The following is a 14275-nucleotide window of genomic DNA, read 5'->3' on the forward strand; positions in this document are numbered from 1 at the left end:
CACCGCTGAGACGATGCGGACCGACTCCGGGCAACCCGATCCGCAGGGCGCCGAGCAGCACACCTCGAACGCCAGCGGGAGAACCTCGATGACACCCTTCCCGGCCGCAGCGACGGCCGCCCCGACCCGACCCTCGCGCCGCCCGATGGTGGTGGCGGCCGTCGCCGCGCTCCTGACCGCGGTGACGTCCGGACTGGCCGTCACCGCCGCGCCCTCGATGGCCGCCGCCTGCACCGGCTACGTGGCGCTGACCTTCGACGACGGACCCACCCCCGGCAACACCACCACGCTGATCAACACCCTCAAGGCCGCCGGCGTACGGGCGACGTTCTTCAACGTCGGCCAGAACGTGCAGGCCAATCCGGCGCTGGCCCGGGCCCAGCGGGACGCCGGCATGTGGGTCGGGAACCACACCTGGACGCACCCGCACATGACCCAGCTCAGCCAGACGCAGATGGCCTCGGAGATCTCCCAGACCCAGCAGGCGATCCAGCAGGCCACCGGCGAGGCCCCCAAGCTGTTCCGACCGCCCTACCTGGAGTCCAACGCCACCCTGCGGGCGGTCGAGGCCCAGTTCGGGCTGACCGAGATCAACGCCGACGTGGACTCCCAGGACTGGAACAACGCCAGCACCGACCAGATCGTGCAGAACGCCGGCCGCCTCCAGGCCGGGCAGTCCATCCTGATGCACGACTGGCCGGCGAACACCATCGCGGCCATCCCCCGGATCGTCAGCAACCTCGCCAGCCGCGGCCTCTGCGCCGGCATGATCTCGCCGGCCACCGGCCGGGCGGTGGCCCCGGACGGCACCCAGCCCACCACGCCGCCGCCCACCACCGCGCCGCCCACCACACCACCACCCACCACCGCGCCCCCCACCACGCCACCACCCACCACCACGCCGCCGGACCCCTCGGGCGCCTGCACCGCGAGCTACCGGCTGGTCGGCAGTTGGACCGGCGGGTTCCAGGGCGAGGTGACCGTGAGCAGCACGAGGGCCATCACCGGCTGGACGGTCCGGATGACAGTGGCCGGTGGGCAGAGCATCAACAACGTGTGGAACGGCGTGGCCACCGGAATCACCGGCACGGTGAGCGTGCGCAACGCGCCCTACAACGGCACCCTGATCGCCGGTGGGTCGACGAGCTTCGGCTTCCTGGCCAACGGCAACAGCTCACCGGCACCGAGCGGGATCACCTGCTCCAGCTCGTAGCGCATCCGTCGAGGAGCGCGTTGCGCTCACGCACCCCCGGCTCCGGGCGGCGGCGGTCTTCACCGCCGCCGCCGCGCCCGCCACGCTCGTCCGGCCCAGCAGGCAGGGCTGACCGATCGGCGGTCTATCGTCGGGCGATGTCCGAACGCTGGTCGTTGACCGTCGACTGCGCCCGCCCACGTGAGCTGGCGGCGTTCTGGTGCCTCGCGCTGGGATACGTCCCGGGCGCTCCACCGGACGGGTTCGCCACCTGGGAGGCGTGGCTGGCCCACTTCCAGGTTCCCGAGGACGAGTGGGACGACAGCGCCTACATCGAGGACCCGGACGGCCTACGGCCCGGCATCTCGTTCCTCAAGGTGCCGGAGCCCAAGGTGGTCAAGAACCGCATGCACATCGACGTCCACGTCGGCGGCGGCCGGCGGGAGCCGCCGGAGGTGCGCTGGCCACGGGTCCGGGCGACGGTCGACAAACTGGTCGCGGCCGGCGGGACGGTGGTCCGGGTGGACGAGGGGGACGGCACGCCGGACCACGTGACGATGGTCGACCCGGACGGCAACGAGTTCGACGTCCTCTAACTGTTCGGTGTCGATGTCACGGGTTCGGCGTCCCCCGGACCCGACCGCCGTCTGTCAGGATCGGCCGATGGCGAACGTCTGGTCCGGTGCCACCCATGGGCAGGAATCCGTCGTCGTGACGGCCGACCCGGAGGGCCACGAGTTCCGCCTCGTGGAATACCCCGGCTGATGGCGGCGGACCGCACCACGCCATCTCCGGCGGCCGAGGAACGGGGCGATGTCCCGGTGGGCCGGGCCTTCGCGGCGCTCACCCTCTGCTACGCGGCCATCTGGTGCCTTCCGGCCGTCCTGGCGGCGCTGGTGAACGCATCGGAGGCCGGCACCACTCCCGGCTTCTTGTACTCGGACGCCACGGGCCGCCTGACGAGCTGCCGCGGCGACCTCGGCTGCCCCACACCGCCGGCGGACATCGTCGGCGTTCTCGGGGACACGGCCCTCATGCTGTCCCCGAGCCTCCTGGTGGCGGTGCCGCTGTGCTGGTATCTCGCTCGCAGTTGGCGGGCACCGGTCCTGGCCGGAATCGTCGCGGCCGTCCTCGGGTGGGCCGCCCTCTGCCTGGGCGGGCTGGCATACCTGGGCCGCTGAGTCACCGTCGGAAAGATCAGCCGCGCCTGATCACGACGAGCGCCGCCACGATCGTTCGGCAACAGCAGGTCCAGCGTCGCTCACCCGTCAGCCGGGGTGGTGACGCGGTAGGCGTGGGTGTGGCGGGGCGGCCAGCCGAGGAACCGGTCGAACATGTCGGCGACGCTGCCCGTGACGCTCGGGTTGAGCCGGTGCAAGTCGTCGATCGCGTCGTGCAGGCAGCCGGCCAGGTAGAGGAACAGGCTCACCGGCACGTCCCGATACTCGGCCAGGAGCGCGAGCTTCGCCGCCCCGCACGGCCACGGCTGCCCGCACCGGCGGCACAACCACAGCGGACGCGACGGCAGATGCTCCACCTCGGCCGCCCCGAGCCGGTTCGCCGCGAGACGGCGCTGCGGCCCGGTCACCGGCAACCGCCCTCGCGGGCCTGCTGCGCGAGCAGCCGACGCCATACCAGCGACGACGAGCGGCGGGCCCGCCGGGGGAAGGACGAACCCGCCGCCACACCACGGCGGCCGGGAGCAGACCGCCGGTCACCCACCCACGCAGCCTCCCGGCGGTACGCAGGCGGGGAGTCACCCGTGCCGTCGACGGAGTGTGCGGCGCGAGCGCTTGCCGCTGTGTCGGGTCGCGTTCCGCCCTGTCGCCGATCGACATGACCATCTGGTTCTCCCTGGCGTGACATTGCCGCTGACGCGCCGACGCCACGGGATCAGGATGGCCCTGGACCCTTCCGCCGACGTGTTCCTGACGTCCACGATCGAGGACGGCACGGGCCCGGGACAGGCCCACCGTGGTGGGCCACGGTGGGCCTGCCGCGGTCGGCCTCAACCGATGCGAGAAGGACAGACGGCACCCGCCCCTACGAGACTCATCTCAGAGGATGTGCCAGCGGCGGAGTTTCACCCCGTCGGCGGCAAGACCCGCGACCCGGTGACGCACCTCGTCGGCGGCGTCCGTACCGGGCCGGGACTTACGGGCGTTGGTGGCGATCATCTGTAGTTCGCGGAGCTGGCACAGCTCCTCGAACCCGGGCCAGCGTGTGGCATCCCAACCGTAGGCGGCGGTGAAGCCAACGAACGCCTCGGGACCGGGCGGATCGAACCGGCGGCAGTGGACCGCGACCGTGGCGATGTCCCATTCGCGGGGTCCGAGGGCAACGCCGTCCCAGTCGGCGAGTACGGGCGTGCCGTCGAGACGCCGGAGCGCGTTGCGGATCTGCGGATCCGCCTGGATCAGGCTGGTACCACGGGAAAAGCGCATCGCCTCCCAGCCTGCGGCCAGCGTCTCCAGTCGATCCAGCAGCAGATGCTGTTCCCGGCCGTTCAGGATCTCGGAGCGGGTCACGGATCGCTTGATGCCGCTGATCGGCCGCAGCAGGGGCAATGGCACCGGCGGAGCAGGCAGGGTATGCAGATCCCGGAGAAGGCTCCCGAGCTCGGCGACGGTGATCGGATCGTCGTGTGCCGGGTCCAGACGCTGCCAGACCGTGACGGCATGCCCGCCCACCTCCAACGGCTGGGACAGCCCCGGGTGAAGGCCGACCGTGGGGAAACCTCGGTTGACCAGCCAGTGCACCACGGACACCATGCCGCGCACCCGGTTCAGGTCATGGCCACTCGGGGCGATCTTGACGACCACGTCTCCGACGGCATAGACGGCGTTGGTGTGGTGCCGCAACAGAGCCGCGTTCGAGTCCGAGTAGCCGAGGAGACGGCATACCTCGGCGAGCACCGGCCGGGTGCGCGCCTCGACGAACATGGGGCTCCTAGGGGCCGAGTGCGGTGGCGGCCCCAAGACTACGGGCGCGCTCGCGGCAGGTCCCTACGTAGTCCGTCAAGGTGGCGACCTCACCGCGCCGGCCCTCTGCGGAGATCGACGTGGCCACGTCGGTCGCGCGGGTCAGGATGATCTCCGTCCGCTGCGCCTCGGGCAGGCCCGCCACCGCGTCACGCGCGGTCGTCGCCGCCTCGGTCGCCCGGCGGTCCCGCGCGAGGCACATCGACCGGTCCAGGGCGATGAGCGCCACGTCGATCGGTACGGCCGGAGCCGTGCCGTAGAGCCGCAATGCCTCGTCCTGGACGCGGTACGCCTCCGCCGTGTCACCGAGCCAGGTGTACGCGCCGGAGAGGTAGAGCAGGAGCCGCTTCGCCGGAAACCTGAACGCCACGTCGGTGTCCTCGTCGCCCGCCTGATCGAGCAACCGGCGTGCCTGGTCGACGGCCGACCTCGCCTGGTCGGTGGCGCCGACTCTGGCCAGGGCGCGCGCCCGGCCCGCAGCCGCCAGGGCAGCCGACGACGACGCGACTGACGTGACCGCCAGAGCCGCATCGGCAAGGGCTACGGTCCGAGCAGGGTCCCCGAAGTAGTACGGCAGTATCGCCGCCTGGGCCCGCACGAGCACCCTGAACCGGGCCTCCCCGCTGTCGTCCGCCGCGTGGATCGCCGTGCCGTACCACCGCCGAGCCTCGGCCACATCCCCGAGCCTCATCAACGCGTCGGCACACATCGTGGCGAGCAGCGCCGCCACTGTGGACAGCCGGGCCTGAACCGCTGCCGGCTGGCGCCGAAGCGACAGCACCTGAACCTCTCGACAGTCGGCGGCCAGCCTCGACAGCATGGTATGCGGCGAAGCCGACGGATAGGCCCGCAGGTGTTCGCCAGCGCTCTGCTCGATCAGCTCAAGCTGCCGAGGAGCGACACTCGACGCCGCCAGAGCCTCGTCCAGTCCCAGCCGGAGTCTGACCAGACCTCCGGCCTCGCTGCTCTCCGTACCGGCCGGCGATCTTCCGGCCGCGGCCTCGACGCTGGCGCCACGCGGCATGGGGCTGCCGTCGTCGCAGCCGAGCCCCATGGCGGGACGCGGAATGTGCAGTCCCACGGCGATCCGCTCCAGCACCTCGTACGCCGTGACCTGCCGGACGCCTTTGGCGATCTCGGTAGCGCGGTGGGGTGAAAGGCCGACGAGAGCGGCGATCCTGCCGTAGGACACGCCCCGGGCGTGCAGGAAGCGGAAGACCGTCGTGATGTCACGTCGTCGCAGGAACTGGGTGATCGGCTGGCCGTTCCACAGCCCCGAACTCCACCACTCGGGATCCACCTGCGCGGCCACGATCACCTCCGACCGGATGACGACCACCTGCCAGCACAGCGCATCCGCGCCGTCACATCAAGTCAGCCCGGGGTTCGAGTCGACAGCCCGTCCAGGATCGACGTTGGGGGTGACAGCCGGAAGACTCACGATGAGCACTCACGGTGTCCCTGCCAAGATCAGCGCAGGCCCACCCGCCCGACCGCTCAGTGGGCGGGGTTCGGCGTGTGCGGCAGCTTGCCGAGTTGACGCCAGTTCGTCTCCGCCACCTCGACGCCGTAGTGTTCGGCGGCGGCGAGGATGTTCCGGAAGGCCAGGTCGCGCTCCTCGTCGGTGACGCCCTGCACCTGGTCGAAGCGGGCGATGGCGTTGCGCACGTGGCTCGCGTCGGTCATCGGCTCCTTGCGCTTGTCGGGGAACGCGAAGACGGTTTCCGGCAGCTCGCGCTTGTCCTTGTCCGTCAGGCCGCCGTGTTCCTCGTGGGGCTTCCAGGTCGACTTCATCGCCTGGAACTACCCACTTGTCGTCAGGTATCACCTTGTCGCGGGTGTGCCGGGAGCTGCCGGGGCCAGGCCGGGTCGGCCTGGCCCCGGGGCCGGTCGGTCAGCTACGCAGCGTCCACTGCTGGTTCGAGCCGCCGTTGCACGACCAGATGATGATCTTCGTGCCGTTGGCGCTGGCGGCACCGTTGGCGTCGAGGCAGAGCCCGGACTGGGCGTTCGTGATGGTGCCGTTGGCGTTGACGTTCCACTGCTGGTTGAGGCCGCCGTGGCAGTCCCAGATGATCACCTGGGTGCCGCTGGTGGTGCCCGCGCCCGAGGCGTCCAGGCACTTGTTGCCGTACACGGTCAGTTGTTTGCCGGCCGTGGCGGTCCACCGCTGGTTGGTGCCGCCGCCGCAGTCCCAGAGCTGCACCTGGGTGCCGTTGCCGGTCGAGGAGTTCGGGACATCGACGCAGCGACCGGACTGGCCGCCCACGAGCTGCCTGCCCTGCTGACTACCGCCGCCGCTCTGCTGCCGGACGATCGAGGTGGACTCGGCCGACCGGTTGCCCTGTGCGTCGACGGCGTAGAGCCGGTACTCGCCCTGGGTCGCCGGCACGGCGATGGACGTGGCGTCACCGGCCGCCCTGGTCATCGTCGCCCCGGCCGTGAAGGTCGTCGTCCCGTACGGGGCCAACCAGACCGACGAGGTGGCGTCGCCGGTGCTCCGGATCGGGATCGTCGCCGTGGTGCTGGTGACGTAGGTGCTGGCCGGGAGCACGTAGTTCGGCGCGGAGAACCTGGTCGGCGGGATGATGTCCCGGTAGGCGTCCTCAAGGCCGGAGTTCGCCGCGATGCCGTACGCCGCCGCGGGCCAGACGTAGTCGGACGAGACGAGGATGTCGGCGACCGTGCTGTTCGGCAGGTTCTTGTTCGACACCTTGTTGATCGGCCCGTAGGTCTGCGTGATGTTCAGGTCGTGCTTCCGACCGAAATCGTCGGAGTTGATCATCCAGGTGACATTTTTGTCGATGCTCAGGACGTTGTCGCGGAACGTGATGTACGCCGAGCCCTCGTCGGGGTGGAGTCCGTACTTGTGACCCGAGGGCACACCCTGGAGGTAGTTGTTGGTGATCGTGGTCCCGGGCTGGCTGCCCAGCGTGTAGATGGGTGCCGTGTCGCTGAGGCGCTGGACCGTGTCGATGATGTGGTTGTAGCTGATGGTGTTGTTCCGCGCGGTCGTGGTCGGCCGGTTGGGCGCGATCGACCCCGACGACCCGTCGAAGTTCCACCAGCCCCAGCCCATCGTGATGCCCGACCAGGGAGCCTTCTCGATCCGGTTGTGCTGGATCGTGAGGGTGTCGACGAAGTACGCCGAGATGGGGCTGTGCCCGTTGAACAGGACCGCGCTGTCGTACAGGTAGTTGTTCCTGATGTCGATGTTCCTCGGCAGTCCCTCGACCTGTGGCGAGTACTTCTCCCGGTTGGTCGACGTGCCGTCGCCGATGTAGACGTGCTGGGGATGACCGACGTCAATGGCGGACCCGGCGATGTCGTTGGTGTGGTTCCCGATCAACTGCGTGCCCTGCACGTCGTTGACCATGCTGATGCCGTCGGCGCCGGTGTGCTGGATCCGGTTGCGTTGCAGGAGGATCCCGTCGGCGTTCTGCACCTGGATGATGCCGGGGGTGACGTCGACGTTGCGGTAGTAGTAGACGTGGAAGTTGCCCTTCGCGTACGCCTGTGCGCCGAGGTTGCCCTGCTGCGCCTGCTTGAAGGACGAGCCGGCCACGTTGAACAGGTTCCAGTCGGAGTGCTGCACGGTCAGGCCGGAGAACGTGATGTTGCGCGCGTGGCTGCTCGTCGAGGTGCCGGCGACCCGCAGCACGGTGGTGACGTTGTTCGGCGCGTAGACCGACGCGGTCGACATGTCCTCCGAGCCGGCCTTGTAGTAGTAGACGGTCCGGCTGCTCTTGTCGAAGTAGAACTCGCCGGGCGCGTCCAGGAACTCGTACGCGTTCATGAGCTTGTGGGTGCCGCCGACCTGGGCGTTGCCGTTGAACGCGCCCTGCGCGATGGCCGCGCCCGGCTGCTGGAACAGGGCGACCCGGCTCGCGCCGTCGGAGCTGGTGGTCACCTGGCGGACGCCCACGATGGCCGTGGTCCAGGTCGTGCCGGTCTCGATCTCCAGATCGTCCTGGTTGCGGGCGATGGCCGGGAAGTCGTTCAGGCTATACTTCGCGCCGTCGCACTGGGAGCCCGACTCCCACGCCCAGGACGCCTGGCCGGCGGTGACGGTGTACGTGCCGTAGCACCCCGCCGAATTGATCGTCTTCGACGCCATCTGCGCCCGCTTGTCGTTGACGTAGAGTGCGCGCAGCTTGGTGCTGCGATCCAGCGGCGCCTTCCAGATGTTGCCGCTGTGCTGGGTCCACCCGGTGACCGGGACGCCACCGTCGAGCACGGGGGTCTCGCCGGGATAGGCGGCGTAGCTGATCCGGTGCCCGTTGGTGCCGGAGTCGCCGGCGCCGAACTCGACTGTGCTGGTGACCGGATATCTACCGCCGCGCAGGTAGACGTTGATGTCGCCGGTCATGTTAGCGTTAACACCACGGACGGTGTCCCGCGCCTTCTGCACCGTCCGGAACGGTGATTGGAGGGTTCCGGGGTTGGCGTCGCTGCCGTCCGGGGCGACGTAGTAGGTCTGCTGGACGGCGGCCGAGGCCGGCGACTGGTCGATCGCCACGGCCGGCAGCGCGGCGGCGACCAGCGCCGCTGCCGCGAGCAGGGCCGTTCGGGTGGTGGGTACGGCTGGTGTCACGTGCTGTCCTCTCACTTGTCGTCGACGTGGTGTCGGGTACGCCCATCGAGCGACAAGCAGGGAACAGCGACGCCACCGGGGATCGGCGGGGGCGGTGCCGCCCGACGGCACTCTTTGCCATCGCTACGAAGACTGCCGGGCGGAGCGTATGTCAAACGTGTTAATAAAAGCAACAGCAGATTGACTATAGTCTATATATAAATGCCGATCAAAGGGCTGGAGAGGCATCGGGCGGTCCGGGTGCGGGTGACCCGGGCGGCCCGCCCGGCCGCAACCCGCCAGCCACACGCGAAAAAGGCCCCGACCCGGTGTGAACCACCAGGCCAGGGCCTTGCTCGTTGGTGCGCCGCCAGGGACTCGAACCCCGAACCCGCGGATTAAGAGTCCGCTGCTCTGCCAGTTGAGCTAGCGGCGCTCGGCTGACAACGGGAAGAACCTTAGCATGCCCGCCGAGGCGGGTTCCAATCCGATGCCGGGCTCCCCCCTTCGGTCGAGCTTAACCGACAAAAGCCTACAAAACACGCAGCCGCCCCGGTGCCGGGGCGGGCCCGGCGGCGTCGATGGGGCACGATGTCCGCCAGGCACGCTACGACAGGGGTGGGCATGGGCAGGTTCGCGCGGACCGGGGCGATGGTGGGCGTCCTGCTCCTCACGGCGTCGCTGGCACTGACTGGATGCGGCGGCGACGAGGAGAAGCCGGCCTTCGTGCCCGGCCAGCAGCAGGTCGGCGGTGTCTCGTCCACCGCGCCCGATCCCAGCGTCCCGCCGAGCGAGGCCGCGCCCGCGTCGCCGCCGCTGGCCGTGACCCCGGCCGACGGCGCGACCGACCGGCCGGCGAGCACCGAGATCAGCGCGCGGATCCCGGGCGGCGGCACGGTGTCGAAGGTGGTGCTCAGCACCGCCGCCGGCACCGCCGTCAGCGGGCGGATGCGACGCGACGGCACCGGCTGGGTGCCGTCGGCCCCGCTGAAGTACGGCACGAAATACACCGCCACGGTCACCGCGACCGGCAAGGACGGCGCCACCCACCAGGGCACCAGCACCTTCACCACGATGGCCAAGCCGAAGTCGATGATCGGCTCCGGGCTCTACCTGTTCAGCGGCAAGACCTACGGCGTGGCCATGCCCGTCGTCGCCGAGTTCTCACCGGGCATCCCGAAGAAGGACCGGGCCGCGGTGCAGAAGCGGATGTTCGTGCAGACCGACCCGCCGCAGCCCGGCGCGTGGCACTGGCTCGACAACGGCACGCAGGCCTACTACCGCGCCCCGGAATACTGGAAGACCGGCACCACACTCACGGTCCGGCTCGCGCTGGCCGGGATCCCGCTGAGCAACGGCCGCTACGGCAACGTCGACCGGAGCGCCACCGCGAAGATCGGCCGGGCGTTCGAGATGACGGTGGACAACGCGACCAAGCGGATGACCGTCTCGGAGAACGGCTCGGTGATCCGCACCCTGCCGGTCAGCCTGGGCAAGAAGAGCACCCCCTCCTCCAGTGGCACCATGGTGGTGATGGAGAAGAAGGAGTCGACGGTCTTCGACACCCGCGACGAGCCGGACCCGGACAACCAGTACGTCACGAAGATCGACTTCGCCCAGCGGATCACCTGGGGCGGCGAGTACATCCACGCGGCGCCCTGGTCCGAGGGGGTGCAGGGGCGCCGCAACGTCTCGCACGGCTGCGTCAACGTGTCGATGGCCGAGGGCCGGTGGCTGTTCGGCAAGACGCTCGTCGGCGACCCGATCACGGTGCAGGGCACCGAGCGGCGGCTGGCGCCGGGCAACGGCTGGACGGCGTGGAGCATGAGCTGGTCGCAGTTCGTCGCCGGCAGCGCCCTGCCGGTGCCCGAGGGCGGGCAGGGCGCACCGTTCTGATCGGCGTAACGTGGTCGGACGCGCTTCTTACCGGCGGTCGCCGGGACTCGTCCCCACCGGGGAGCGCCGGAGGACAACACGATCGTTACATCGTCACCGGGAGTGTTCCGGTTCACTCCCGGCAACGGGTTGCCGGTCCGGTGCGTCTCACCGGAGACGACGAGGACGGGCATCACACATGTGAGGGAATAATGCGAGCTGGCCAGGACGAACCGATCCGGGACGCAAGCGCCCGCCGCGGCGGGCGCCGCGCTCTCGCCGCCGCGGTGCTCGCCGCCGCCATGGCTCTGACGTCCGCCTGCACCGGCGGCGGCGGTGACAAGCCGTCGAGTTGGCAGGGCGGTGGGGACGGCGGCGAGAAGCCCCCGAAGGCGGCGGCCACCATCAGCGAGCCGGCCGCCGATGCCAAGGACGTGCCGGCGACCACCGCCATCACGTTCACCACGACCGAGGCGCAGCAGACCGCCGTCGAGCTGAAGGACGCCACCGGCGAGGCGGTCGAGGGCACGCTCGCCGCCGACGGGAAGAGCTGGCAGCCGGACGACGCCCTGGACTACGGCCAGACCTACACGGCGACCGTGACCGCCACCGGCGACGACGGCAAGCCGGCCACCGCCACCAGCACGTTCACCACCATGGCGAAGCCGGACAAGCAGGTGCGGGTGTCCAGCTTCCTCGGCGACAACCAGGTCGTCGGCGTGGGCATGCCGCTGATCGTGAAGTTCGGCCGGGCCATCGCGCCGGACTACCGCGACGACATCCAGCGGCGGATGACGGTGACCGCCACGCCGGCGCAGGACGGCATCTGGCACTGGATCAGCCCCACCGAGGTGCACTACCGCCCGAAGACGTTCTGGAAGGCCAACAGCACCGTCTCCTATCAGGTGCGCGCGGCCGGGCTGCCGCTCGGCGACGGCTGGTACGGCCGCTCCGACCTGACCGTGGACATCAAGATCGGCCCGTCGTTCGTGATGACCGTGGACAACCGCACCAAGCGGATGACCGCCACCAAGGACGGCAAGAAGGTCAAGACGATCCTGGTGAGCCTCGGCAAGAAGAGCACCCCCTCGTCCAGCGGCACCATGGTGGTCATCGAGAAGCTCCGGCACACCGTCTTCGACACCATGGAGGAGCTGGGCCCGGAGGAGGGCTACCGCACCGAGATCGACTATGCCCAGCGGCTCACCTGGGGTGGCGAGTTCATCCACGCGGCCCCCTGGTCCGAGGGTGTGCAGGGCAAGACGAACGTGTCGCACGGCTGCGTCAACGTCTCGATGAAGGACGGCAACTGGCTGTTCGCCAACACCCGCCTCGGTGACCCGATCACGGTCAAGGGCACCGAGCGCAAGCTCAAGAACGGCAACGGCTGGACCGACTGGAACATGAGCTGGGACGAGTACGTCAAGGGCAGCGCCCTGCCGTACGAGCCGGCGGAGGCGACGCCGAGCGCCGAGCCGACCGCCTGACCGGTCCCGCGTACACGACGAAGCCCCCTCCGGACGGAGGGGGCTTCGTTCGTTGGGGTGACTGATGGGAATTGAACCCACGACAACCGGGACCACAACCCGGTGCTCTGCCAACTGAGCTACAGCCACCATGCTCGCCGCTCCGGTCGCCCGGGCGGTGCGCGGACCAATGATAGCCCCACCCCGGCATGCCCCGTCCACCGGGTTCCCGCCCCGGCGTCAGAGCTGGGCGGCGATCCCCTTCGCGGTCTCCACGTCCGGCCCGGGCAGCGGCACGAACAGGGTCCGCCGGTAGTACTCCAACTCCCGGATGCTCTCCCGGATGTCGGCCAGCGCCCGGTGGGCCAGCCCCTTCTGCGGCTGGCCGAAGTACACCCGCGGGTACCACCGCCGGCACAGCTCCTTGATCGAGGAAACGTCGATCATCCGGTAGTGCAGGTGGGCGTCGAGCCGGGTCATGTCGCGCGCCAGGAAGCCCCGGTCGGTGGCGATCGAGTTGCCGCACAGCGGCGCGGTCCGCGGGTCCTTGACGTGGCTGGTGACGTAGTCGAGCACCATGTCCTCGGCCTCGGCCAGGGTGACCGTGGAGCGGCGTACCTCCTCGGTCAGGCCGGACTTGGCGTGCATGGTGCGCACGATCTCCGGCATGCCGTCCAGCGCCGCGTCGTCGGCGTGGATCACCACGTCCACGCCCTCCCCGAGCACGTTCAGGTCGGGGTCGGTGACGAGCGCGGCGACCTCGATCAGGGCGTCCCGACGCAGGTCCAGCCCCGTCATCTCACAATCGATCCAGACGAGAAGATCAGCCACCGGAACAGACTACGCGCCGTCGACGCGCCCGCGCCTCGGCACGGTCGGGCAGGTGGACCGCTAGGGTTTCCCCGTGCCAGCCGAACCCGTCGCCCCGCCCAGCGTCGCCCAGGACGACGCGGGCGGGCGTACGGCCCGGCGGGTGGTCACGGTGCTGGCGCTGGCCGCCCTGCTGCCGGCGCTCTACCTGTCCGCGCTGCGGCACGACTACTACGACCTGAAGATCTACATGCGGGCGATGGACTGGTGGGCGGCCGGTCACCCGCTCTACGACTACGTCCAGCCCGACCGGGTGCAGGGCGCGCTCTACTTCACCTATCCCCCGTTCGCGGCGTTGCTGCTGCGACCGTTCGCGCTGTTGCCGCTCGGGGTGGCCGTCACCGCCTTCGTGGTGCTGACGCTGGCCGGCGTGGTGGTGACCACCCGCTGGCTGGTGGTGCCGGTGCTGCGACGGCACCACCTGCCCCGCCGGTTCGGGCTGGCGGTCGCCGTGCTGCTGGTGCTGGCGGTGGAGAGCACCCGCGAGACGATCACGCTGGGGCAGATCAACATGCTGTTGGTGGTGCTGATCCTGGCCGACCTGCTGTTCGCCGTACCCCAGGGCCGGCGGTGGGCCGGCGTGGGCGTGGGGTTGGCGGCGGCGCTGAAGCTCTTTCCCGGCATCTTCCTGCTCTATCTGCTGGCCGCCCGGCGGTGGCGGGCGGCGGCGGTGGCGGCGGCGACCGCGGCGGCGGCGACGCTGCTGGCGGCGGCGGTCGCGCCCGAGGACTCGTGGCGGTTCTGGACCCACGAGTTGTGGGCCACCGACCGGGTGGGTCGCACCGACTACACCGGCAACCAGTCGCTGTTCGGCCTGCTCAGCCGGATGACCGCGCCGGCTGAGCCGGGCCGGCTGCCGTGGCTGCTGCTGGCGTTGCTGGTCGCCGGTCTCGGACTGTGGCGGGCGGCGCGCGCGGTGCGGGCCGGGGACGCGCTGGCCGGGCTCACGTTGACCGGCCTGGTCGGTGGCCTGATCTCACCGATCACCTGGACGCACCATCTCTACTGGTTCATTCCGGCGGTGGTGGTGCTGGTGGACGCGGCGCTGGCCGCCGACCGGGCGACAGTGGCCGGCGTCCGGCGGCGCCGCGGCCTGCTCGCGTTGGCCGCGGGCACGGGCGTGGTGATCGTGTACGGGGTGGTGACGTTCCAGGACTGGGGCACCGGCACGGTGCACACCGACGACCCGGTCGACTTCGTGGTCCGTAACGCGTACGTGCTGCTCAGCCTGCTGCTGCTGGCCGTGCTGCCGATCCGCGACCGGTTCGCGGTGGGCGTCAACCGGACAGACCTCGCGAACGGTGCCGTTCGGCGGTAA

At 70.1% G+C, this 14275-nt stretch carries 12 protein-coding genes and 2 tRNA genes; 6 read left to right on the forward strand and 8 right to left on the reverse strand.

All coding sequences use genetic code 11. The features are described 5' to 3' along the window. The first annotated feature begins 13 nt into the window (after positions 1-13). From AB0H28_RS07680 to AB0H28_RS07690, 3 genes are all read left to right on the forward strand, one after another. Complete coding sequence (locus AB0H28_RS07680; RefSeq protein WP_358035681.1) at positions 14-1213, forward strand: polysaccharide deacetylase family protein; 1200 nt, start codon at positions 14-16, stop codon at positions 1211-1213. Between the two features lie 137 nt (positions 1214-1350). After that, on the forward strand, positions 1351-1788 hold the full coding sequence (locus AB0H28_RS07685) for a VOC family protein (protein ID WP_358035683.1): 438 nt from the start codon (positions 1351-1353) through the stop codon (positions 1786-1788). A 168-nt stretch (positions 1789-1956) separates the two neighbouring features. After that, a complete protein-coding gene (locus AB0H28_RS07690) occupies positions 1957-2373 on the forward strand; it encodes a hypothetical protein (RefSeq protein ID WP_358035685.1) in 417 nt (138 codons plus the stop codon). Positions 2374-2453: 80 nt separating this feature from the next. Here AB0H28_RS07690 and AB0H28_RS07695 read toward each other — a convergent pair whose 3' ends face one another. The 6 genes from AB0H28_RS07695 to AB0H28_RS07720 form a co-directional block, all read right to left on the reverse strand. Further along, the gene (locus AB0H28_RS07695; protein WP_358035687.1) at positions 2454-2780 is read right to left on the reverse strand and encodes a hypothetical protein; all 327 of its coding nucleotides are present in this window, start codon (positions 2778-2780) and stop codon (positions 2454-2456) included. A 469-nt stretch (positions 2781-3249) separates the two neighbouring features. Next, positions 3250-4134 (reverse strand): phosphotransferase, encoded by an 885-nt coding sequence (locus AB0H28_RS07700; protein WP_358035689.1) that lies wholly within the window; start codon positions 4132-4134, stop codon positions 3250-3252. A 7-nt stretch (positions 4135-4141) separates the two neighbouring features. After that, positions 4142-5491, reverse strand: coding sequence for a hypothetical protein (locus AB0H28_RS07705; RefSeq protein WP_358035958.1), 1350 nt, complete (start codon positions 5489-5491; stop codon positions 4142-4144). Positions 5492-5670: 179 nt separating this feature from the next. Then, positions 5671-5967, reverse strand: a complete 297-nt coding sequence (locus tag AB0H28_RS07710) for a DUF6582 domain-containing protein (RefSeq protein ID WP_358035691.1) — start codon at positions 5965-5967, stop codon at positions 5671-5673. Between the two features lie 100 nt (positions 5968-6067). Then, the gene (locus tag AB0H28_RS07715; RefSeq protein WP_358035693.1) at positions 6068-8767 is read right to left on the reverse strand and encodes an RICIN domain-containing protein; all 2700 of its coding nucleotides are present in this window, start codon (positions 8765-8767) and stop codon (positions 6068-6070) included. Between the two features lie 339 nt (positions 8768-9106). Beyond that, positions 9107-9182 (reverse strand) — tRNA-Lys (locus AB0H28_RS07720). A 188-nt stretch (positions 9183-9370) separates the two neighbouring features. On the opposite strand from AB0H28_RS07720, the gene AB0H28_RS07725 reads away from it, so the two are divergent. Both AB0H28_RS07725 and AB0H28_RS07730 read left to right on the forward strand, forming a co-directional pair. Further along, positions 9371-10642 carry an Ig-like domain-containing protein gene (locus AB0H28_RS07725; protein ID WP_358035695.1) on the forward strand — a complete coding sequence of 424 codons (1272 nt, stop codon included), beginning with the start codon at positions 9371-9373 and terminating at the stop codon, positions 10640-10642. 191 nt (positions 10643-10833) lie between these two features. After that, on the forward strand, positions 10834-12108 hold the full coding sequence (locus tag AB0H28_RS07730; RefSeq protein ID WP_358035697.1) for an Ig-like domain-containing protein: 1275 nt from the start codon (positions 10834-10836) through the stop codon (positions 12106-12108). Between the two features lie 53 nt (positions 12109-12161). On the opposite strand, the gene AB0H28_RS07735 is transcribed toward AB0H28_RS07730, so the two are convergent. Further along, positions 12162-12237, reverse strand: a tRNA-His gene (locus tag AB0H28_RS07735). 90 nt (positions 12238-12327) lie between these two features. Next, positions 12328-12885, reverse strand: coding sequence for an oligoribonuclease (gene orn, locus AB0H28_RS07740; protein ID WP_358035960.1), 558 nt, complete (start codon positions 12883-12885; stop codon positions 12328-12330). 106 nt (positions 12886-12991) lie between these two features. Here orn and AB0H28_RS07745 point away from each other — a divergent pair, with 106 nt between their 5' ends. Next, positions 12992-14275, forward strand: a complete 1284-nt coding sequence (locus tag AB0H28_RS07745) for a glycosyltransferase 87 family protein (protein ID WP_358035699.1) — start codon at positions 12992-12994, stop codon at positions 14273-14275.

Source organism: Micromonospora sp. NPDC050980 (assembly GCF_040653835.1).
Classification (GTDB): domain Bacteria; phylum Actinomycetota; class Actinomycetes; order Mycobacteriales; family Micromonosporaceae; genus Micromonospora.

Excerpts from the sequence above, each read along its gene's own strand:
- AB0H28_RS07690 (WP_358035685.1), top strand. The coding sequence starts at position 1,957 with ATGGCGGCGGACCGCACCACGCCATCTCCGGCGGCCGAGGAACGGGGC.
- AB0H28_RS07685 (WP_358035683.1), top strand. The coding sequence starts at position 1,351 with ATGTCCGAACGCTGGTCGTTGACCGTCGACTGCGCCCGCCCACGTGAG.
- AB0H28_RS07730 (WP_358035697.1), top strand. The coding sequence starts at position 10,834 with ATGCGAGCTGGCCAGGACGAACCGATCCGGGACGCAAGCGCCCGCCGC.
- AB0H28_RS07725 (WP_358035695.1), top strand. The coding sequence starts at position 9,371 with ATGGGCAGGTTCGCGCGGACCGGGGCGATGGTGGGCGTCCTGCTCCTC.
- AB0H28_RS07700 (WP_358035689.1), bottom strand. The coding sequence starts at position 4,134 with ATGTTCGTCGAGGCGCGCACCCGGCCGGTGCTCGCCGAGGTATGCCGT.
- AB0H28_RS07680 (WP_358035681.1), top strand. The coding sequence starts at position 14 with ATGCGGACCGACTCCGGGCAACCCGATCCGCAGGGCGCCGAGCAGCAC.
- AB0H28_RS07710 (WP_358035691.1), bottom strand. The coding sequence starts at position 5,967 with ATGAAGTCGACCTGGAAGCCCCACGAGGAACACGGCGGCCTGACGGAC.
- orn (WP_358035960.1), bottom strand. The coding sequence starts at position 12,885 with ATGACGGGGCTGGACCTGCGTCGGGACGCCCTGATCGAGGTCGCCGCG.